The organism is Cognatiyoonia sp. IB215182 (assembly GCF_033963905.1).
Classification (GTDB): domain Bacteria; phylum Pseudomonadota; class Alphaproteobacteria; order Rhodobacterales; family Rhodobacteraceae; genus Yoonia.
The window spans coordinates 159,499-179,748 of record NZ_JAXBMB010000006.1 but is presented as its reverse complement, the minus strand read 5'-3'; the positions used below and the strand labels follow the sequence as shown (position 1 = coordinate 179,748).

The window sequence follows — 20,250 nt, the reverse complement described above, 5'->3', positions numbered from 1 at the left end:
CAAACACGGGAACAAGCAGATGACCTACCACCCCAAATCCGATTTCATCGCGGTGATGATGGAGCGCGGCTTTCTCGCCGATTGCACGGATTATCAGGGCCTTGATGAGGCACTGAGTGCGGGGGTGGTGCCTGCCTATATTGGTTATGACGCCACAGCGAAATCGCTGCATGTGGGCCATCTGATGAACATCATGGTCCTGCGCTGGCTGCAAAAGACCGGGCATAAGCCGATCACGCTGATGGGCGGTGGGACGACCAAGGTCGGCGACCCCTCATTCCGATCCGAGGAACGGCCCCTGCTGGACGATGCGGCGATCCAGGCAAATATCGACGGAATGCAAACGGTCTTTGCCCGTTACCTGCGCTATGGTGATGGGCCCACCGATGCGATCATGCTCAACAATGCCGAATGGCTCGATGATCTGAATTACCTGTCCTTCCTGCGCGATATCGGGCGGCATTTTTCGGTCAACCGGATGCTTTCGTTTGAAAGCGTAAAATCGCGGATCGACCGGGAGCAGTCGCTATCGTTTCTCGAATTCAACTACATGATCCTGCAGGCCTACGACTTTCTTGAGCTGAACCGCCGCTATGGCTGCCTCTTGCAGATGGGCGGGTCGGATCAGTGGGGCAATATCGTCAACGGGATCGACCTTACGCGCCGCGTGGCTGAGAAGGAGATTTACGGGCTGACGACACCCTTGCTGACCACAAGCGACGGGCGCAAGATGGGCAAGTCGCAAGGCGGTGCGGTCTGGCTGAATGGCGACATGCTGTCGCCTTACGAGTTCTGGCAGTTCTGGCGGAACACAACGGACGCCGACACCGGGAAGTTCCTGAAACTCTTCACCGAATTGCCGGTTGAGGAATGTGACCGCCTCGGCGCACTGGAAGGGTCCGAGATCAACGAAGCCAAGATCATCCTCGCCAATGCTGTGACTGGCTTGCTGCATGGTGCGGAAGCCGCTGAGGCGGCAGAATCCACAGCGCGAGAAGTCTTCGAGAAAGGCGGCGTTGGTGGTGACCTGCCGACCCTCACGCTTAGCGCCGAGGAATTGGGCGACGGGATTTCGGTCGTGCAGCTTCTCGTGCGTTCCGGTCTGGCCGGCAGCGGCAAAGAGGCGAAACGCCTCATCGCAGAGAACGGCGCCCGGTTGAACGACGCGCCGTTGAAGGATGCCGGTCTTTTCATGGATGCCGCGGCCTTGGCCGAACCCGTCAAGCTGAGTGCTGGCAAGAAGCGTCATGCTTTGGTGCAATTGGGTTAGGCACGCACCCGATTATCCCGACTGCTAGACTTCAGGCGTCGCCCGCTGCCATCTCAGCGAGGCGCCTGACCGTATTGAGATTGCGCATCGTGGCAACCGGCGCATGGGGCAATTGCAGCTTTGAGGTACCCATGCCGCTTGGGTAGTGGATGTAGATTTCGCGCACGCCGCAGACGACGCGTTCATCCTTTTGTCCTTTCAAATCCGCGACCATGGCAGGCTCTGCAGGCACATCCAGAAACAGCATCCCCAATCGCTTTGGATCTGCATCTGCAAAGGGATTCGCGTCAATAATCTGGCTGAGTTCCTCTGCGGTACGCACAAAGACGTCGACCGGCTTGCCTGCATGGGCGGCCAAGTGAGCCTCCAAACTCGATTTGACTGTTTCTGGCGCCTCGGACGACCGGCAAACAAGGTTGCCGGACTGGATATAGGTGCGCACATCAGCAAGCCCCGCCGCCTCTGCCATGGTGCGCAACTCCGCCATCGGCAGCTTACCTGTGCCTCCGACGTTCACGGCCCTCAAGAGTGCGATCAGTGTTTGCATGGGCAAAGCCTAGCGCAGGCCCGGCACACACAACACCCCAGACCTACAACAGCAAAAGATCCATCACGATCAATGTGACACCAATTGGAAAGGTGATGATGGTGGCAACGACAGCGGCTCCCAAGGCCGTCGGTCGCGGTGGCGGGGCCGCAATGCCCGAGATGCGGCGCGGTTTGCGTCTGGTCAGTTTCATGCCGCTCTTTAACCACGCCTTAGGTTTCCATCCGCTTAATGCGCCCATGGCGCCAGAACCTGCCCTGCCCTTGCAGCAACACCCCAATTTCGCCGCCGCATTGCGTCGCCTGGGCCAGCCTGTGCGGGTCACCGCGTTGTCAAACGCCGCGCCGGTCATCAATCTGCGCCGCTTCGGCGTCACCTTTGCATCTCGCGGTCCCGTCTGGGCCGAGGATGTACCCTGCGAGGCGCGCTGGGCGGACCTTCAGCAATCGGGTCTGCGCCTGATCAACGCTGACACCCAAGAGCCCGCCACCTACAAACAAGCGGGCTTTCGCATGATCACAACACCCGCCTTTGTGGCCGAACTTGATCTGACCGAAACGACCGAAACCCGCCTTACCCATATGAAAGCGAAATGGCGCAATGCCTGGCGGAGAGCACAAGACGCGAGCTTTCGCACTGATATCCGGCCTTTCGCGCTACATCGGCATGGCTGGCTGCTGGAGGCTGACCTCGCTCAGCAGCGCCGCAAGGGCTTCCGCACGCTCCCCCATGCCATTCTGAAAGCCTATGCCGATTGCCGCCCGCATGACACAATCGTCTTCACAGCAACCCGCAAAAGAACGCCCATCGCTGCGATGCTGTTTTTGCGGCATGGACCGGTTGCAACCTATCATCTGGGATGGACCGGGGCTGAGGGTCGCGCGCAGAATGCGCACCATGGCCTTCTCACCGCTGCCGCCGATTGGCTTGCCGCACGTGGACATATCCGGCTTGATCTGGGGCATGTCGACACCGAAACAGCGCCCGGCCTCGCGCGCTTCAAGATCGGCACGGGCGCCAAGATAACCCCATTGGGCGGAACATGGCTCCGCTTGCCCGGACGATAGCAGCTTTGCAGGCGCCTACCGACGGGTGATCGCCCGCGAAAGTCACTAAACCGGAGTGCCTGGCTGATGATCTTGACCCCAGCCAGGATCGCCCTGATCTTCGCGATCGTTGACCTGGCCCAAAGGCCCCTATCAAAGCAGGCACAGATGACCCGCTACTTCGTCTACGACGTCTTCACCGATCACCCCTTTGGCGGCAACCCATTGGCAGTGATCCCGGATGCGACCAACTTGCCAGAGGCATCGCTGCAAAAGATCGCCCGCGAGTTCAACTATTCCGAAACGACCTTCGTCTACCCCGCCAAAGACCCGGCCCACACCGCAAAGGTGCGGATATTTACCCCGACCATGGAGATTGCCTTTGCCGGTCACCCCACAATCGGCACGGCGCGCGCATTGCGTGATGAGGGGCATATGGGCGACATGGTGCTGGAGCTTGGCGTTGGCCCCATTCCCTGCACGTTCAACGATGGACAGGTGGCGTTCGCAACCTCCGCGCCGCTTGAGCGTCTGGCCCATCCCGATATTGCCCTTGTTGCTGCCGCGTTGGGCCTTCCCACAGAATCGGTCAAAACGGCGACCCATGCGCCAGTGCAGGCCAGCATTGGCTTGCCTTTTGTTTTTGTTGAGTTGCAAAAGGGCCAGCACCTCGATGCCTGCGCGCCATCCATTGATATCATCAAAGAGGGTGCCGCCCGGCATCCGGCAGGCATGGATTTTTCACTCCTCGCCTACACACGTCAGGGTGATCAGGTGAACGCGCGCATGTTCGCGCCGCTCGACAACATCCCCGAAGACCCCGCCACAGGCAGCGCCGCCGCGACATTGACCGCGCTTCTGACCGAAACGCAGGGCCATCCGCTTGATCTGACGATCCGCCAAGGCGTGGCGATGGGGCGCCCATCATTGATCCACGCCCGGTCTGACGACAGCACGCCCACGCGCATCACCATCAGCGGTCAGGCCGTGCGCGTGATGCAGGGCGAACTTGTGCTCTAGCCCTCTGGCATCCCTATGCGCGGACAGCTATGAAAGACGCATTCACGAGGGGCCATTTATGACCAACACGATCCTTGCCCGTTGCGAAGCAAACGGCCTGCGACTGACAGAACAGCGGCGCACGATTGCTGCAGTTCTCGAAGCGGCGGAGGATCATCCTGACGTGGAAGAACTGTACCAGCGTGCGGCGGCGGCCGATCCCAGGATTTCGCTAGCCACTGTGTACCGCACGGTGAAACTGTTCGAAGAGGCCGGTATCCTCGACAAGCACGAATTCGGCGATGGCCGCGCCCGGTATGAGGCGGCAGATCGCGATCACCATGACCATCTGATTGATGTTCATTCCGGTGAAGTGATCGAATTCGTCGACGAAGAAATCGAAGCCTTGCAGGAAAAGATTGCCGCCAAACTGGGGTACAAACTAATGGGGCATCGGTTGGAACTCTACGGCGTGCCACTCAAGAAAAGCGATAGCTGATGGATAACCTGCGCGGGGCCGCATTCATGGTCTTTGCCATGTTATGCTTTGCGGTCGAAGACGCGCTGATCAAGCAGCTTTCAGGCACAATCCCCGCAGGTCAGGTGCTCGCGCTGATGTGCTTTGGCGGGTTGCTTGTTTTGGTCACTTGGTCACTGATTGCTCATCTGCCACTTTGGCATGCCGACTACCTGCATCCCGGTGTGATTGCCCGCAGTGGTTGCGAAGTCATCGGCTCTTGCTTTTTCGTCTCTGCCCTTGCCTTGATTCCGCTGACAACCGCGTCGGCGGTCATTCAGGCTACACCGCTTCTCGTCGCGATGGCAGCATCGCTTTTTCTTGGGCAACCCATGGGCTGGCGGCGCTGGATCGCGATCACAATCGGCTTTTGCGGCGTCCTTTTGATCATCCGCCCCGGTATGGACGGCTTTGTGCCCTCGACCCTGTTGGCCGTGGGCGGCATGCTTGGCCTAACCGCCCGTGATGTGATCACGCGTGGTCTGAATGTCGGCCTTTCTGGCGTGCAGTTCGGCATGCATGCCTTTGCGATTGTGACCCTGCCCGCATTTCTCTTGCCCCTGATCCAGGGCCAAGCATTGGTCTGGCCGCAGGGCCGCGAATGGCTGCTGCTGGGCTGCGGTGTGGGCATCGGCACCCTCGCCTATATGTTTATCGTCGCTGCCACGCGCATCGGCAATGCTGGCATCATCTCGTCCTTCCGCTACAGCCGCATGCTGTTCGCCCTCATCATCGGTTTCTTCTTTTTTGCCGAGCGCCCCGACAAGGCGACCATGCTTGGCGCCACGATCATCATCGTCTCCGGCATCTACACCCTCTGGCGCGAGGCGAGAATCCACCGTGCTTCCCTTGCGGAAAATCCCGCGTTATAGAGCCACTGATACCGCTAACATCCCCTCCCAAAGGAGCCCGACATGAGCACCATTATCGACATCCATGCCCGCGAAATTCTCGACAGCCGGGGCAACCCCACGGTGGAAGTCGACGTGATCCTCGAAGACGGCACGATGGGCCGCGCTGCCGTGCCATCGGGGGCGTCCACCGGTGCGCATGAGGCCGTCGAAAAGCGTGACGGCGACAAATCCCGCTATCTCGGCAAAGGCGTTTTGGAGGCCGTCGCCGCCGTCAACGGCGAGATCGCCGAGGCGCTCGTGGGTTTTGATGCCACCGAGCAGGTCGCTATTGACGAGGCGATGATCGAACTCGACGGCACCCCGAACAAGGGCCGCCTGGGTGCCAACGCCATCCTCGGGGTCTCGCTCGCCGTCGCCAAAGCCGCCGCCGATTTCACCGCCCAACCGCTCTTCCGCTATGTCGGCGGCACATCGGCCCGCACCCTGCCCGTCCCGATGATGAACATCATCAATGGCGGCGAACATGCTGATAATCCTATCGATATTCAGGAATTCATGATCATGCCTGTGTCGGCCGCGAACATCCGCGAGGCCGTGCGCATGGGCTCCGAAGTGTTCCATACGCTGAAAAAAGAACTGAGCGCTGCGGGACACAATACCGGCATTGGTGACGAAGGCGGCTTTGCCCCCAACCTCGAAAGCACCCGCGTCGCGCTCGACTTCATCATGACGTCGATTGAAAAAGCGGGCTATAAGCCGGGCAAAGACATCTACCTCGCTCTCGATTGCGCTGCGACAGAGTATTACAAAGACGGCAAATACGAGATGGTCGGCGAAGGCATTTCGCTGAGCTCCCAAGAAAACGCCGAATACCTCGCCAAACTCGTCGCCGACTACCCGATCATCAGCATCGAAGACGGCATGTCCGAGGATGATTGGGACGGCTGGAAAACCCTGACCGACCTGATCGGCGACAAGGTCCAACTGGTCGGCGACGACCTTTTCGTCACCAACCCTGCCCGCCTCGCCGATGGCATCGCCAAAGGTTGCGCCAATTCCATGCTTGTGAAGGTCAACCAGATCGGATCGTTGACCGAGACCTTGCAGGCCGTCGATATGGCCCACCGCGCGCGCTACACCAATGTCATGTCGCACCGTTCCGGCGAAACCGAGGACGCCACCATCGCCGACCTCGCCGTCGCCACGAATTGCGGCCAGATCAAAACCGGCTCCCTCTCCCGCTCTGACCGGTTGGCGAAATACAACCAGCTGATCCGGATTGAGGAATTGCTTGGCGAAACCGCCATCTACGCCGGACGGTCGATCCTCAAGTGAGCACGCTTTCTACAGGCCTGCACGACGTCGCCAATGATCATCTGGCAACTGTGGTCACCTATTTGGAGATGACCGAACCACAGGCCCAAACGCCGCATCCGTTTCCAACGGACGCGGCGGTCGACCACCAAAAGCTTTCTGTTGCAGCTTATCTCGATATCTTCCGGGCCGTCGGCGCGCCTTGGCTCTGGACGTCACGATTGACCCTACCGGAAACGGAGCTGGCATCCATTCTTAACCATCCCGATGTCGAGACTTGGATTATTCAGAATGATGGCGGCACGATTGGACTGCTCGAACTGGATTTCCGGGAACCCGACGCATGCGAATTGGCCTTCTTCGGCCTGACGCAGGCGGCCACCGGCAAGGGTCTTGGCAAACCGATGATGTCGCTAGCGCAATCCCGCGCCTTCTCACGCCCCATCAGCAGGTTCCATGTCCATACCTGTACGCTCGATTCACTGCAGGCGCTGACCTTTTATCGCCGTAGTGGTTTCACGCCCTACAAGCGTGCGGTTGAGATTTTTGCCGACCCAAGGGCGTCCGGCGTGCATTCAAAAGAAGCCGGAGCCCACATTCCGTTTCTTTCTTGATAAGCGATCAATACAAAGCTGTGCATATATCGGATCAAAAGTCGCAAGGCAAAACCGACTTGCGCACGACATGACCAATCGCCACTCTGCAAAAATGCCTGCGCCCGTATTCCACATCAGACATGCCCGCTCCGACGATGATTTGGCGGCTGTGCGCGCACTTTGCTGGGCCTATCGCGACGTTCTGATCGACCGCACCACGGACCTGCCTGGCCTGGTCGATCATTACTATGCCGTGCCCGTCTATCAGCAATTGATGGACGACCTGCCGGGCAAACACGTTCCACCCGATGGCGAGATCTTTGTCGCAACCGAGGGCAGCCAGATCGTCGCCTGCGGCATGACGCACCGGATTGACGCCGCCACTTGCGAGATCAAGCGCGTCTACGTCACGCCAGAGGGTCGCGGCAAAGGCGTGGCGCGCCGGCTTTGCCGCGATGCCATGGATTGGGCGAAGGCGGCCGGATACAGACGCTTTGTCCTCGACACAATGCGGCGCCTGCCAGAGGCGATGGCGCTCTACGAGGGGATGGGATTCACACGCGCTGCCCCTTACCATGAACTACCACCCGATCTGACCCAACATATCGTGTTTTATGAACACCCGCTTTGAAGGATCATGCGATTGTCAAATCTCGGCGGCGCATGCGCGGCTGACCAAAAGAGCAAAAAACACATGACAGCAGACGACATCATCGCAAAACTCGACCTGCTGCCGCATCCTGAAGGCGGGTATTACCGCCAAACCTGGATCGCCGAAAATGCTGGGCGTCCGACCGGAACCTGCATCTATTTCCTGCTGAAAGACGGCGAACAGAGCCACTGGCACAAGGTCGATGCGACGGAAATCTGGCTCTACCATGCGGGTGCGCCTATCGTGCTTTCTCTCTCTGAGACCGATCAAGGCCCGGCGCGAGATCATACGCTTGGCGCGGACCTTGATGCGGGCCAAGCACCGCAAATCATTGTTCCCGAAGGATTTTGGCAGGCCGCGCGTACCACTGGCGATTGGACGCTGGTTAGTTGCACCGTCTCGCCCGGCTTTCAGTTTGAAGGTTTCACCCTGGCTGCACCCGGCTTTGACATCCCGCGCGCCTCATCCTGATGAGGCTTCATCCATCTCCGGCATCTTGCCGGTTTCCAGAATTTCCATCATCTGGTCGTGCAACTCTGCCTCGCGCGGGCCAATGATTTCACGCACCCGGGCAATGTAGTTTTCGTTCTCCATTACCGGGACCTCCGGGTCATAAGCATCCGCCAAGGAAAGCATTGAAGCCCGGTCCATCCGGTTGAACGCCGCCACCATCAGGTCAGCCCTATCATGAGCGATCCCCATCTGCTCAAGCGCAGAACGGCCCATGCGCAGAGAGCTGTCATAGGTATCACGGATAATGTCACGGCAACCCGCTGCCCAAAGCTCGTAGACGTGGTGTCGGTCCACCGCACGGGCGATGATGGGAAGATCGGGGAAAATGCCCTTCACGTAGCGCACCAGCCCCGTGATCTTTTCGCGGTCATCAATCGCGATGACGAGGATTTTCGCGTCTTGCAAACCTGCCGCATGCAGCAAATCAGGACGCGTCGCGTCGCCATAGTAAATCCGCGCGCCAAATCGGCGCATATTCTCAAGATGCTTGGCATTGTAGTCGATGACAGTCAGGCTGTAGCCCGCCGCGGAGAGGATGCGCCGCACGATGCCGCCGACCCGGCCTGCACCTGCAATGATGATCTCGCCCTGCTCTTCGATCTCATCCGCCGGTTCATCCGCCGCAATCGTGTAGCGCGGCGCGATCACGCGGTCGTAGAAGATGAACAAAGGTGGCGTCAGCATCATGGACAGCGCGACCACCAATAGCAGCTTATCCGCCAGATCCTGCGGCAGGATCAGATTGGTGACCGAAAACGACAGAAGGACAAAGCCAAACTCCCCTGCTTGCGCAAGGCTGAGCCCAAGAAGCCAGCGGTCTGAGCCACGAATACCAAACACGAAACTGAGGCCGATCAGGACAAGGATCTTGATCGCCATCAATCCAAGTGTCAGCCCGACGATCAGTAGCAGATTGTCGCCAAGCAGCTCAAAATCAATCGCGGCGCCAACGGTCATGAAGAAGAGGCCCAAAAGAAGGCCCTTGAACGGATCAATGTCCGATTCAAGCTCATGGCGATATTCGCTATTCGCCAGGACGACGCCGGCGAGAAAGGTGCCCAAAGCCGGTGACAGGCCAACAAGCGACATCAAAAGCGCGATGCCGATCACCATCATCAAGGCGGTAGCCGTGAAGAGTTCACGCAAATTCGCGGCGGCGATAAAGCGAAAGACTGGCCGCGTTAGATAGCTGCCTGCCCCGATCACCGCCGCGATGGCCACGACATTCACTAGCGCGGTCTGCCACCCGTTCAGCCCGTCAACAAGGCTCATCGCCTGCGCGTGGTCATCTTCACCATGGCCGTCCGCCGCACTGTGGGACAGATCAACCAGTTCCGGCATCACTAGAAGCGGCATGAAGGCCAGCATTGGGATGACCGCGATGTCCTGCGCCAGCAGGACCGAAAAGCTGGATTGGCCGCCGCCGCTTTTCATCAATCCTTTTTCATTCAATGTTTGCAATACAATGGCGGTCGAACTGACTGACATGATCAGGCCAATCGCCAGACCGACGGTCCAGCTTTCCCCCAGCATTATGGCCGCACCCATCACCAGCAACGCGGTCAAACCCACCTGACCGCCGCCCAATCCAATCAACTGACCGCGCATCGCCCAGAGCCGTTTTGGCTCCAGCTCCAAGCCCACAAGAAACAGCATCATCACGACACCGAATTCTGCGAAGTGCTGGATGGAGATGACGTCGACATCGAGAACGGCCAGCACGGGACTAATGACAATACCTGCAAGCAGATACCCAAGGACCGAGCCAAATCCCATCCGCGAGGCTATTGGCACGGCGATCACGCCAGCGATCAGAAAGATGAATGCGAGAAGAAGAAAATCAGTCATGACGGGCCTTTGCGTTGTTCGGATCATGCGCAGGCTGTGTCGGCTTTGGAAAGGGAGAGCGAGCAATAAATTGGTGGATCACCGGCAGCGACATCCCAAGCGATCCGCATGAAAGAAAAGATCGGAGCATGATGGCTGCCCATGGTGTCGCTGATCACAGGTGAATGCGCATCATTCACCGTCCGCGGACAGAGCGATTGGCAAAGCCGATGGCGGAGTCCGCCCATCCACCAGCTCCGCAAGAAAAAAGGGAGACCCGAAGGTCCCCCATAGTTTCGCTGATCAGGCTCACTCATTATGTACCGCTCGGTTTGTTGCCTGCGGCCCGACCTGCGCCGGGGCGAGCGCACCCGCCCCCGGAACTCTAGTTTTGGAGGCGGCAGTACCGCCTCCATGGAACATTACTTCCGTTTGTTAGGACGCTGTGTCAGCGCCGACGCTGCTGCCGTTTTGGCAGCTTTAGTAGATTTCGGATTTCTCAGCACTTTGGCTGCAGCAGACGCAGCCCGAGCACTTGTCACCTCCGAATTAGACTTCCTAGGCATTTAGCCCTCCGTCTTTTCCACAGGCAGTGCGTGGATAAACCATGTATTTCCTGTGGGTTGGCAGCGCGTCGTTGATTAGCAATCCTTTCTATGTCTCTTTCATTTCAGATCGACTCGAAAGAGCCGACTGCTTAGTCCCACGCCCGCACTGTTCAAGCGTGAGACAATCTGGGATCGGTGGTAGGACACCGATCCCAACCCTCAATTCCTCAGCTACATCCCGACGTGGCCCCACACGTATTGCACTTCATGCAGGTCCCGTTGCGCACCAGCGTGTAGTTGCCGCACTCGCCGCAAGGATCGCCTTCATAGCCCTGCATCTTTGCCTTGTCGCGCGCGGACATCGTTGTCGCCGTGCCCGTTGCCACAATGCTTTCGCTGACCTCGGGAACCAGTGTCTGCAGCGCCGCCGAAGGGTCCGTTCCTGTGGCCAAAGCCGTAGCACCCGCCTGACCACCCTGCAGCACAACCAGATCTTGCGGCATCCGCTTGCGCAGATAACCCGTCGACGAGATTTGTTTGAGCACTTCAAGCGACCGGGTCGCCGCATTCTCCGACGGTGCCTGGATATTCGACACGCCTTCCTGCTCACCGCGGCCAACATCGTCGAACGTGGCGCCTTCCGGTTTCACATGGGCCAGATCGGTCCGGTCGAGGTAGGATACGGCCAATTCGCGGAAGATATAATCAAGGATCGACGTCGCATTCTTGATGCTGTCATTGCCCTGCACCATGCCCGCCGGTTCGAACTTGGTGAAGGTGAAGGCATCCACGAATTCCTCCAGCGGCACGCCGTATTGCAGGCCGACCGAGACGGCGATGGCGAAGTTGTTCATCATCGCCCGGAAACCGGCGCCTTCCTTATGCATGTCGATGAAAATCTCACCGAGGGAGCCGTCTTCATACTCGCCGGTCCGCAGATAGACCTTATGCCCACCCACAATGGCTTTTTGCGTATAGCCCTTGCGCCGCTGCGGCATCTTTTCCCGCTCGCGGTTGCGCACTTCCTGAACGATGATTTTCTCGACGACCTTTTCGGCCAGCACCGCAGCTTTCTCCTGTGGTGTGCCGGTTTCCAGTGTTTCCATCGCCTCATCATCGTCTTCGACCAAGGCTGCTGCCAAAGGCTGTGACAGTTTCGAACCATCGCGATAAAGCGCATTCGCCTTGATGCCCAGCGACCAGCTAAGTTCGTAGGCCTTCTGGCAATCCTCAATCGTTGCATCATTCGGCATGTTGATCGTCTTTGAGATCGCGCCAGAGATGAATGATTGGGCCGCAGCCATCATGTGAATATGGCTCTCAACACTCAGATAACGCTTGCCTTTTTTGCCGCAAGGGTTCGCGCAATCGAAGACATTGTAGTGCTCTTCCTTCAGGAAAGGCGCGCCTTCAAGCGTCATCGTCCCGCAAACATGGTCGTTGGCCGCTTCGATATCCTGTTTCGAGTAGCCCAGATGCCGCAGCAGATCGAAGGTCGGGTCGTTCAGCTTCTCGGCAGGGATGCCGAGCGTTTTGGTGCAGAATTCCTCGCCCAGCGTCCATTGGTTAAACACGAACCGGATATCGAAGGCAGAGGCCAGCGCCGCCTCGATCTTGTCGAGTTCCGCCTGACCAAAGCCATGGCCGATTAGCGAGGTGTGGTTGATAGCCGGCGCCTGCCCCATGGAGCCATGGCCCACTGCATAAGCGATGATCTCTTCAATCTCGGCCGAGCCATAGCCCAACTGATCCAGCGCGGCAGGCACCGATTGGTTGATAATTTTGAAATAGCCGCCGCCAGCGAGCTTCTTGAACTTCACGAGCGCAAAATCAGGCTCAATACCGGTGGTGTCACAATCCATGACCAGGCCAATTGTGCCGGTGGGTGCAATGACCGAGACCTGCGCGTTGCGATAGCCATGCTTTTTGCCCAACGTCAGCGCCTCATCCCAGGACGAGACGGCCAGTTCAACCAAACGCGCATCCGGGCAGTTGGCGTGATCCAGAGCCACCGGCTTGACGTCGAGCTTGTCATAGCCCGTTGTCTTGCCCATGGCCGCCTGGCGATGGTTCTTGATCACGCGGAGCATGTGTTTTTCGTTCTTGGCGTAGCCGGGGAACGCACCCAACTCACCCGCCATCTCGGCCGAAGTTGCGTAAGAAACACCCGAAAGGATCGCCGTCAGCGCGGCACAAAGCGCGCGGCCTTCGTCGCTGTCATAGCCCAGCCCCATATTCATCAGAAGGCCACCGATATTGGCGTAACCCAGACCCAGCGTGCGGAAATCGTAGGAGCGTTGCGCGATTTCCTTCGATGGGAACTGCGCCATCATCACGCTGATCTCGAGCGTCACGGTCCAAAGGCGGGTCGCATGGATGTAATCCTCTACCTGAAACTGACCGTCCTTGTAGAAAGTCAGCAGGTTCATCGACGCGAGGTTACACGCTGTGTCATCCAGGAACATGTATTCAGAACAAGGGTTTGAGCCGCGAATCTCACCATTTTCCGGGCAGGTATGCCAGGCATTGACGGTGTCGTGGTACTGGATGCCAGGGTCAGCACAGGCCCATGCGGCATGGCCAACCTGCTCCCACAGATCGCGGGCTTTAATGATCTTGGCGACCTCACCGTTCTTGCGGTTGATCAACTTCCAGTTCGCGTCTTCCGCGACCGCCTTCAGGAAGGCATCAGTGACCCGGATGGAGTTGTTGGAGTTCTGGCCGGACACGCTGGAATAAGCTTCGGAATCCCAATCCGTGTCATAGGTCGGGAATTCGATGCTGTCATAGCCCTGCTTGGCGTAGTCCAACACACGCTTGATATAAGTCTCTGGGATCGCTGACTTTTTCGCATCACGCACAGCGGATGCCAGCGACGCGTTCGCCTTGGGATCGTAGGCCGCATCTCCGTCTCCATCCCACGACTTAATCGCCTGGAAGATCGCATTCAGGTAGCGTTCGTGCATCTTTGAGCCTGCGACGATGCTCGCCACTTTCTGCTCTTCAATAACCTTCCAGTTAATGAACTCTTCGATATCAGGGTGATCGGCATCGACAATCACCATCTTTGCTGCCCGACGGGTTGTCCCGCCTGATTTGATCGCGCCCGCAGCCCGATCGCCGATTTTCAAGAAGCCCATAAGGCCCGAGGATTTCCCACCGCCCGACAGCGGCTCACCCTCGCCACGCAGGCTGGAGAAATTAGTGCCCGTGCCAGAGCCATATTTGAAAAGCCGCGCCTCACGCACCCACAGATCCATAATCCCACCATCATTCACAAGATCGTCGTCAACGGACTGAATGAAGCAGGCATGCGGCTGCGGATGCTCGTAAGAGGACGCCGATTTGGTTAGTTCGCCGGTCTGGTAGTCCACATAATAGTGACCCTGCGCAGGACCATCGATCCCATAAGCCCAGTGCAGGCCCGTATTGAACCATTGCGGAGAGTTCGGCGCGGCGCGCTGCGTGGCCAGCATGTAGCGCATTTCGTCGAAATAGGCCCGCGCGTCTTCCTCGGTCGAAAAATAGCCGCCTTTCCAGCCCCAGTAAGTCCAGGCGCCCGCCAACCGGTCAAACACCTGCTTGGCCGAGGTTTCACCGCCAAAGGTCGCGTCCGCAGCAGGCTCTGACCGCCACAAGAATGACGGGACGCCCTTTTCCTTCACTTTCTTCAGCTTTGACGGAACACCTGCCTTGCGGAAATACTTCTGCGCGATGACGTCAGAGGCAACCTGACTCCAACCGCCCGGAATCTCACATTCATCCAGCTTGAAAACCACGGTTCCGTCCGGATTCCGGATCTCGGAGGTTGTCGTTTTGAATGCAACAGACGCATACGCATCCTTGCCGGCTTTTGTGAAATTGCGTTCGATTTTCATCTTTTTCTGCCCCTTCTTTTTTGACGCCGGTGCGCGCCTTGCTCTTTCGACACATGCACCATCGCTCTGGTACAAACACTCATGTTGCCGACCCGCTACAACGCCCTCATCCGTCCCGATCAACGATCAGGTGACAGCTCAGACATTGCGATTTGGCTTGCGCCGGTCTGCGAAATCGTCCCCGCGCCGACACTACATGTTGTGTTGTTTCCGTCGGCCCGCACAACCTGACGCAACTCACCCTAGTGGGTCAACGGGTTTTTAACACAAAATATAGATTAAATTTGTTGACGAACGTTCAGCAAACTGCCCCCGACGAGCCGAACCGATTCATCCACGAACTTGTCCACAAAGAGCGCGGCAAAGGGGATCACTAGAAATTGTTTTTGTGCGCACACTTAGCAAAGATTCTTGACAGAGTGTCTGAGGATATCCGCAGGACAGGAACCGCCTTCATAATGATTAACCAATGATTAATCGTGCGATTTCAAAGGTTAACAGGCCAGACGACACACAACTATAGGGATATGGTCGTCGATCAAAATGCCTATCTAAGGAGAGTGGTCGGGGCGGCGAGATTCGAACTCACGACCCCCTGTACCCAAAACAGGTGCGCTACCAGACTGCGCTACGCCCCGGACCGAGGCCGTCTTTAGCGGCACGAAACTGATTTGAAAAGCCCTAACTGTCAGTCTTTTCACCACAAGGCCGGATTGCGTCGGGTCCAAAGCTGGGATGCTGCATGACATCCCCAACCGAGACGCCCAAACGGCCCGTCATACCGCCATTCACCTCAAGCACCATCTGCACGCCGTCCCCCCCTGGAATAGGTGTCAGGTCACCGGGGATCGCGTTTTCATGGATGGAGAGTATTTCGCCGTCAGGTGCGATAAAGACCATATCAAGTGGAATCAATGTGTTCTTCATCCAGAAACTGACGGCCTGCGGTTGCTCGTAGATAAAGAGCATGCCGGACAATGTCGGAAGGTCCTCAACGAACATCAGACCCCTTGCGCGTTCTTGCGCGCTGTCGGCGATTTCAACGGTAAAGCTCGCCTGCCCCCAATCGCCGAAAATCGTGACCGTGTCCTCAGCACAGGCTGCCAATGCGGGCTGCCCGATAGAGATCAGACCAATCGCGATGACGGCAGGCTTCACTTGGCTGCGATCTCCCAGCCGACGACTTCAATCGCCATGCGTCCGCGTTCACCATCGACCAGGCGGATACCAATCGCCTCGCCCGACTGCAGATCAGACAGGCCAGAACGACGCAGCACTTCGACATGCACAAAAACGTCTTCATCATTGCCAAAGATATTCGCAAAGCCAAAGCCCTTGGCCTTGTCGAACCACTTCACCCGTGCTGGATGGATGGGTTTCTTGGCGATATCGGCAGGTGTAAACTCCACCATATCGCGCAATGGAACCGCGCTGTCACTTTGCGGTGGAACGATTGACAGGACTTCGGTCGCCTGCAGGCCGCGCTGGGTGTCCTGCACAATGATCTCGATGGTCGATCCATCAACAACCGAGCCCTGGCCGAAATTCCGCAGCACATTCGCATGCAACAAGATATCTGGTCCGCCAAGGTCGGCGATCACAAAACCAAACCCTTTCGAGGGATCGAACCACTTTACTTGTCCTTGCACCCGGCGTGTTTCGCTGGTGTCCTGCGTATCCATTGTCATTCCTCTGGGCGGCACCACGTCCTGGCGCGCTCCTTCTTCTTATTTACCACATTACGATCTCGAACAGAAAAAAACAGTGACTTCAACCACCTGAATTTCACGAAGCGTGAAATTATGGCGAAAGCCGCACCACATCCCACGTACCGTCTATCGTCTCGCGTGACCACCGAAAGCGGTCATGCAACCGAAAGGCACCATCTGACCAAAACTCGATCTCGGTTGGCACGATGCGGAAACCACCCCAGAACGGAGGGCGCTCCGGATCAGCCCCTTTATCTAACGTAACCATTGCAACGTCGGCCATCAATGCCTCACGAGAGGACAAAGGCCGAGATTGTTTGGACGCCCAAGCACCCAAACGGCTCTTGAGCGACCGGGACGAAAAATAGGCATCGGCAATCGGCCCATCTTCCTTGCTCACCAGACCGCGCACCCGGATTTGACGCCCCAATGACTTTGTATGCATCACAAACGCGGCCTTACCGTTTTGCAGCAATTCCTGCCCTTTCGCGCTTTCGTAGTTAGTGTAGAAAACAAAGGCATCCGGTTCGATATCTTTCAACAGCACCACGCGGACATTCGGCATGCCATCCGCATCAACGGTCGCAAGCGCAATCGCGTTTGGGTCGTTCACTTCTTTTTTTGCCGCCGCGGCAAGCCATTCGCGTGCAAGCACAAACGGGTCGTCACCCGCAAATATACCGCCACGATCCGACATGACAGGTCCCCAGCAATGCCCCCATAACTGCCTTAGGGTCATTCACGGCGACAGGCAACCGCTTTTGCCCCGATGCTCAATCTCTTGCTGAGGGCAGGACAATCGCCTAAACCGTTCAAAACCATAGATGACCACTGGGGGAAGGACGCCGATGACGGGGCAATTGATGCAGGGCAAACGCGGCCTCATCATGGGGCTGGCAAACGATAAATCCATCGCTTGGGGTATCGCCAAAGCCTGCGCTGATGCAGGTGCGGAACTGGCATTTTCCTATCAGGGCGAAGCATTGAAAAAGCGGGTTGGCCCACTGGCCGAATCTGTGGGGTCCGACATCGTCCTGCCATGTGACGTGGGCGATGAGGCCTCAATCGACGCACTGTTCAGCGCGTTGGAAGAGAAATGGGGCAAGCTTGATTTCATCGTCCACGCCATCGGTTTTTCCGACAAGAACGAGTTGCGCGGACGCTATGTTGATACCAGCCGCGACAACTTCCTAATGTCCATGGACATCTCGGTCTATTCGTTCACTGCAGTGGTTCAGCGCGCTGAAAAGCTGATGACCGATGGCGGCTCCTGCCTGACACTCACTTATTACGGCGCCGAAAAGGTCATGCCGCATTATAATGTGATGGGCGTGGCGAAAGCCGCGTTGGAAGCATCGGTGCGCTATCTGGCAGAGGATTTGGGCAAGAAAGGCATTCGCGTGAACGCAATCAGTGCGGGCACGATCAAGACCCTCGCCGCGTCCGGGATCGGCGATTTTCGCCTGATCATGCGTTGGAACGAATACAACTCTCCCTTGCGCAGGACGGTCAGCCAGGAAGAGGTGGGCAAGTCTGCGCTTTATCTGCTTTCCGACCTCGGCAGCGCTGTCACCGGAGAGGTGCATCACGTTGACGCAGGATATCACGTCGTCGGTATGAAAGCGGTCGACGCACCCGACATCACAAAGGAATAGCGCAATGACCTGGGCCGCCATATTGACGCTGGCGGGGTTGCAGGCCCTGATTGCGATCAGCCCGGGCCCCGCAGCCGTGGTGACAATCAAGACGGCCGCGTCACAGGGGGTGAAAGCGGGCCTTGCGCTCAGCTTCGGGCTCGCCAGCGCTATCCTGATCTGGGCGTCTGCCGCCCTCGCGGGCCTGTCGATTGTCTTTGAGGTGGCGCCCTACCTGCAAACGAGCTTGCGCATTGCAGGTGGTCTGTTCCTGATCTGGATCGGCTGGAAGATGTGGCGGCATGCTAGAACCCCCATGCCTGATCCTGGTGCCGCACCTACTATCGGGGTCGCGCAGCTTATTCGGCTGGGACTTTTGACAAATCTCGCGAACCCCAAGGCACTGGCCTATTTCGCGGCTGTCTTTGTGGGCATCATGCCTGCCGACCCAACCTTTGCGATAGCCCTGACAATCCTCACGGTGATCTTTGTCATTGAGTTTGCGTGGTATGCAGCACTCAGCATGGCGTTTTCGCGCCCCTCACCCCGCCGCGCCTATCAACGCGGCAAGACGTTTATCGACCGCGCCTTCGGCGGCATTGTCGCGCTTTTGGGCGCGCGCATTGCGTATAATTAGGACCAGAAGCCATGACCGACAATCGCCTGCCTCATGAAAAAGGGTTCCATGTCAGTTGGGATCAGATCCATCGCGACAGCCGCGCGCTGGCATGGCGTCTCGATGGCAAAGGCCCAGACAATGGGGCGTGGCGTGCTATCGTGGCGATCACGCGCGGCGGCATGGCCCCGGCGATGATCGTGGCGCGTGAGTTGGACGTCCGTACGGTCGATACGATCAGCGTGAAATCCTACCATTCCGGCGGCGGTCAGGCCGATCAGCGCCGCGATGCTGAGGTTTTGAAGTCGCCAGATGCAGAGATGATGGGCGATGGTACAGGCATTCTGATCGTCGACGATCTTGTGGACAGCGGCAAGACGCTAGAGCTGGTGCGCGCCCAGTACCCGAACGCGCATTTCGCCACCGTCTATGCCAAACCGCAGGGCGAACCGCAGGTCGACACGTTCATCACCGGCGTCAGCCAGGACACGTGGATCTTTTTCCCATGGGACATGGCCCTGCAATATGTTGAGCCCTATCGTGGCCGGGACTGACGCGACGACACGCACATCCAGCACTTTCGCTCCACCCGTGATGGAGGCACGGCGCTGGCTCGCTGGCGTTGAACATCCCAAAGACCGCCCACTCCTGAATGTCAGCCAGGCTGCACCGGTAGATCCGCCACCGCCCCCTTTGCGCGAGGCGATGGCGGATATCATTCTCAATCAGCCAGACAGCCATCTTTACGGCCCCGTTCTGGGTCTGCCCGCCTTACGTGAAGAGGTGGCCCGTCAGTGGAGCAACTCATACCGGGGTGCGATCGCCCCTGATCAGGTGGCGATCACTTCGGGGTGCAATCAGGCCTTCGCCGCCGCTATCGCGGCGCTTTGCACCGAGGGCGACGCCGTCATCATCCCTGTCCCGTACTATTTCAACCACCGCATGTGGCTGGATATGTCGGGGGTCGCAACAATTCCCCTGCAAGTGGGCCCCGGTATGATCCCGGATGCTGCACAGGCAGAGGCCCTCATTACGCCACACACCAAAGCCATTGCGCTGGTCAGCCCCAACAATCCCTGCGGCGTCGAATACCCCGCCGCCACCTTGCGCGCCTTCTTTGAACTCGCCAAGCGGCACGGGATCGCGCTCATCGTCGACGAAACCTATCGCGATTTCGATAGCCGCGACGGCGCACCGCATGATCTTTTCAGCGATCCCGACTGGGCCGACACGCTGATCCATCTTTATTCGTTCTCGAAAGCTTACCGGCTGACCGGACATCGCGTGGGGGCGCTGGTAGCCAGTGCCGCGCGTCTGGCAGAGATCGAAAAGTTCCTCGACACTGTCACCATTTGCCCGAACCAGCTTGCCCAACATGCGGCGCTTTGGGGCATGCGGAACCTTTCGGACTGGTTGGCCGGTGAACGGGCCGAGATTCTGGACCGGCGTGCCGCGATTGAGGATTACTTCCCCATGCTTTCGACCAAGGGTTGGCAGCTTCTGGGCAATGGTGCCTACTTCGCCTACATGACCCACCCGTTTGCGATGTCATCGGCAGAACTCGCCAAGCGGCTCGTGCGCGATGCGAGTGTGCTTTTACTGCCCGGCACCATGTTCATGCCATCTGACTTACCGGGCGGCGACCGCCAGGTCCGCATCGCTTTTGCCAACATTGATCGCGCCGGGATCAAGACCCTTTTCACCAGGTTGTCAGACCTGCCCTACTGACC

The 20,250-nt window shown here is 58.1% G+C and carries 19 protein-coding genes and 1 tRNA gene; 13 read left to right on the top strand and 7 right to left on the bottom strand.

The genetic code is table 11. The features are described 5' to 3' along the window. Positions 1 to 19: 19 nt before the first annotated feature. Complete coding sequence (tyrS, locus tag SLH47_RS13745; RefSeq protein WP_320240125.1) at positions 20 to 1,270, top strand: tyrosine--tRNA ligase; 1,251 nt, start codon at positions 20 to 22, stop codon at positions 1,268 to 1,270. A 31-nt stretch (positions 1,271 to 1,301) separates the two neighbouring features. Here tyrS and SLH47_RS13740 read toward each other — a convergent pair whose 3' ends face one another. Then, positions 1,302 to 1,817 (bottom strand): DUF1697 domain-containing protein, encoded by a 516-nt coding sequence (locus SLH47_RS13740; RefSeq protein WP_320240124.1) that lies wholly within the window; start codon positions 1,815 to 1,817, stop codon positions 1,302 to 1,304. Positions 1,818 to 1,918: 101 nt separating this feature from the next. Between SLH47_RS13740 and SLH47_RS13735 the strand changes: the two genes are divergently transcribed. From SLH47_RS13735 to SLH47_RS13700, 8 genes are all read left to right on the top strand, one after another. Beyond that, a complete protein-coding gene (locus tag SLH47_RS13735) occupies positions 1,919 to 2,884 on the top strand; it encodes a GNAT family N-acetyltransferase (RefSeq protein WP_320240123.1) in 966 nt (321 codons plus the stop codon). A gap of 147 nt (positions 2,885 to 3,031) precedes the next feature. Continuing rightward, positions 3,032 to 3,883 carry a PhzF family phenazine biosynthesis protein gene (locus SLH47_RS13730; RefSeq protein WP_320240122.1) on the top strand — a complete coding sequence of 284 codons (852 nt, stop codon included), beginning with the start codon at positions 3,032 to 3,034 and terminating at the stop codon, positions 3,881 to 3,883. Between the two features lie 58 nt (positions 3,884 to 3,941). Further along, positions 3,942 to 4,361: a Fur family transcriptional regulator gene (locus SLH47_RS13725; protein WP_320240121.1), complete on the top strand. Its 420-nt coding sequence runs from the start codon at positions 3,942 to 3,944 to the stop codon at positions 4,359 to 4,361. Beyond that, positions 4,361 to 5,251, top strand: a complete 891-nt coding sequence (locus SLH47_RS13720; RefSeq protein ID WP_320240120.1) for a DMT family transporter — start codon at positions 4,361 to 4,363, stop codon at positions 5,249 to 5,251. Before SLH47_RS13725 ends, SLH47_RS13720 begins: the two co-directional genes overlap by 1 nt. A 42-nt stretch (positions 5,252 to 5,293) precedes the next feature. Then, entirely contained in the window at positions 5,294 to 6,568 is a 1,275-nt protein-coding gene (eno, locus tag SLH47_RS13715; RefSeq protein WP_320240119.1) for a phosphopyruvate hydratase, read from the top strand. Then, positions 6,565 to 7,161, top strand: coding sequence for a GNAT family N-acetyltransferase (locus tag SLH47_RS13710; protein ID WP_320240118.1), 597 nt, complete (start codon positions 6,565 to 6,567; stop codon positions 7,159 to 7,161). Before eno ends, SLH47_RS13710 begins: the two co-directional genes overlap by 4 nt. A gap of 94 nt (positions 7,162 to 7,255) precedes the next feature. Next, on the top strand, positions 7,256 to 7,774 hold the full coding sequence (locus SLH47_RS13705) for a GNAT family N-acetyltransferase (RefSeq protein WP_320240117.1): 519 nt from the start codon (positions 7,256 to 7,258) through the stop codon (positions 7,772 to 7,774). 63 nt (positions 7,775 to 7,837) lie between these two features. Further along, the gene (locus SLH47_RS13700; protein ID WP_320240116.1) at positions 7,838 to 8,266 is read left to right on the top strand and encodes a cupin domain-containing protein; all 429 of its coding nucleotides are present in this window, start codon (positions 7,838 to 7,840) and stop codon (positions 8,264 to 8,266) included. On the opposite strand, the gene SLH47_RS13695 is transcribed toward SLH47_RS13700, so the two are convergent. The 6 genes from SLH47_RS13695 to pdxH all read right to left on the bottom strand — a co-directional run bounded on the left by SLH47_RS13695 (position 8,258) and on the right by pdxH (position 16,967). Beyond that, on the bottom strand, positions 8,258 to 10,156 hold the full coding sequence (locus SLH47_RS13695) for a cation:proton antiporter (RefSeq protein ID WP_320240115.1): 1,899 nt from the start codon (positions 10,154 to 10,156) through the stop codon (positions 8,258 to 8,260). The genes SLH47_RS13700 and SLH47_RS13695 overlap by 9 nt on opposite strands. Positions 10,157 to 10,910: 754 nt before the next feature. Beyond that, positions 10,911 to 14,561: a vitamin B12-dependent ribonucleotide reductase gene (locus SLH47_RS13690; RefSeq protein ID WP_320240114.1), complete on the bottom strand. Its 3,651-nt coding sequence runs from the start codon at positions 14,559 to 14,561 to the stop codon at positions 10,911 to 10,913. A gap of 561 nt (positions 14,562 to 15,122) precedes the next feature. Further along, a tRNA-Pro gene (locus SLH47_RS13685) sits at positions 15,123 to 15,199 on the bottom strand. Between the two features lie 43 nt (positions 15,200 to 15,242). After that, positions 15,243 to 15,719 carry a DUF192 domain-containing protein gene (locus SLH47_RS13680; RefSeq protein WP_320240113.1) on the bottom strand — a complete coding sequence of 159 codons (477 nt, stop codon included), beginning with the start codon at positions 15,717 to 15,719 and terminating at the stop codon, positions 15,243 to 15,245. Then, positions 15,716 to 16,243, bottom strand: a complete 528-nt coding sequence (locus SLH47_RS13675; RefSeq protein ID WP_320240112.1) for a cold shock domain-containing protein — start codon at positions 16,241 to 16,243, stop codon at positions 15,716 to 15,718. The genes SLH47_RS13680 and SLH47_RS13675 overlap by 4 nt, the downstream gene beginning before the upstream one ends. A 118-nt stretch (positions 16,244 to 16,361) precedes the next feature. Continuing rightward, positions 16,362 to 16,967 carry a pyridoxamine 5'-phosphate oxidase gene (gene pdxH / locus SLH47_RS13670; RefSeq protein ID WP_320240111.1) on the bottom strand — a complete coding sequence of 202 codons (606 nt, stop codon included), beginning with the start codon at positions 16,965 to 16,967 and terminating at the stop codon, positions 16,362 to 16,364. A 151-nt stretch (positions 16,968 to 17,118) separates the two neighbouring features. Between pdxH and fabI the strand changes: the two genes are divergently transcribed. The 4 genes from fabI to SLH47_RS13650 are packed head-to-tail and all read left to right on the top strand — an operon-like array spanning position 17,119 to position 20,248. Then, positions 17,119 to 17,925 carry an enoyl-ACP reductase FabI gene (gene fabI, locus SLH47_RS13665; protein ID WP_320240110.1) on the top strand — a complete coding sequence of 269 codons (807 nt, stop codon included), beginning with the start codon at positions 17,119 to 17,121 and terminating at the stop codon, positions 17,923 to 17,925. A 4-nt stretch (positions 17,926 to 17,929) separates the two neighbouring features. Continuing rightward, positions 17,930 to 18,541, top strand: coding sequence for a LysE family transporter (locus SLH47_RS13660; RefSeq protein WP_320240109.1), 612 nt, complete (start codon positions 17,930 to 17,932; stop codon positions 18,539 to 18,541). 11 nt (positions 18,542 to 18,552) lie between these two features. Continuing rightward, positions 18,553 to 19,074, top strand: a complete 522-nt coding sequence (gene gpt / locus SLH47_RS13655) for a xanthine phosphoribosyltransferase (protein ID WP_320240108.1) — start codon at positions 18,553 to 18,555, stop codon at positions 19,072 to 19,074. Further along, positions 19,046 to 20,248 (top strand): aminotransferase, encoded by a 1,203-nt coding sequence (locus SLH47_RS13650; protein WP_320240107.1) that lies wholly within the window; start codon positions 19,046 to 19,048, stop codon positions 20,246 to 20,248. The genes gpt and SLH47_RS13650 overlap by 29 nt, the downstream gene beginning before the upstream one ends. The last annotated feature ends 2 nt before the right edge of the window (positions 20,249 to 20,250 follow it).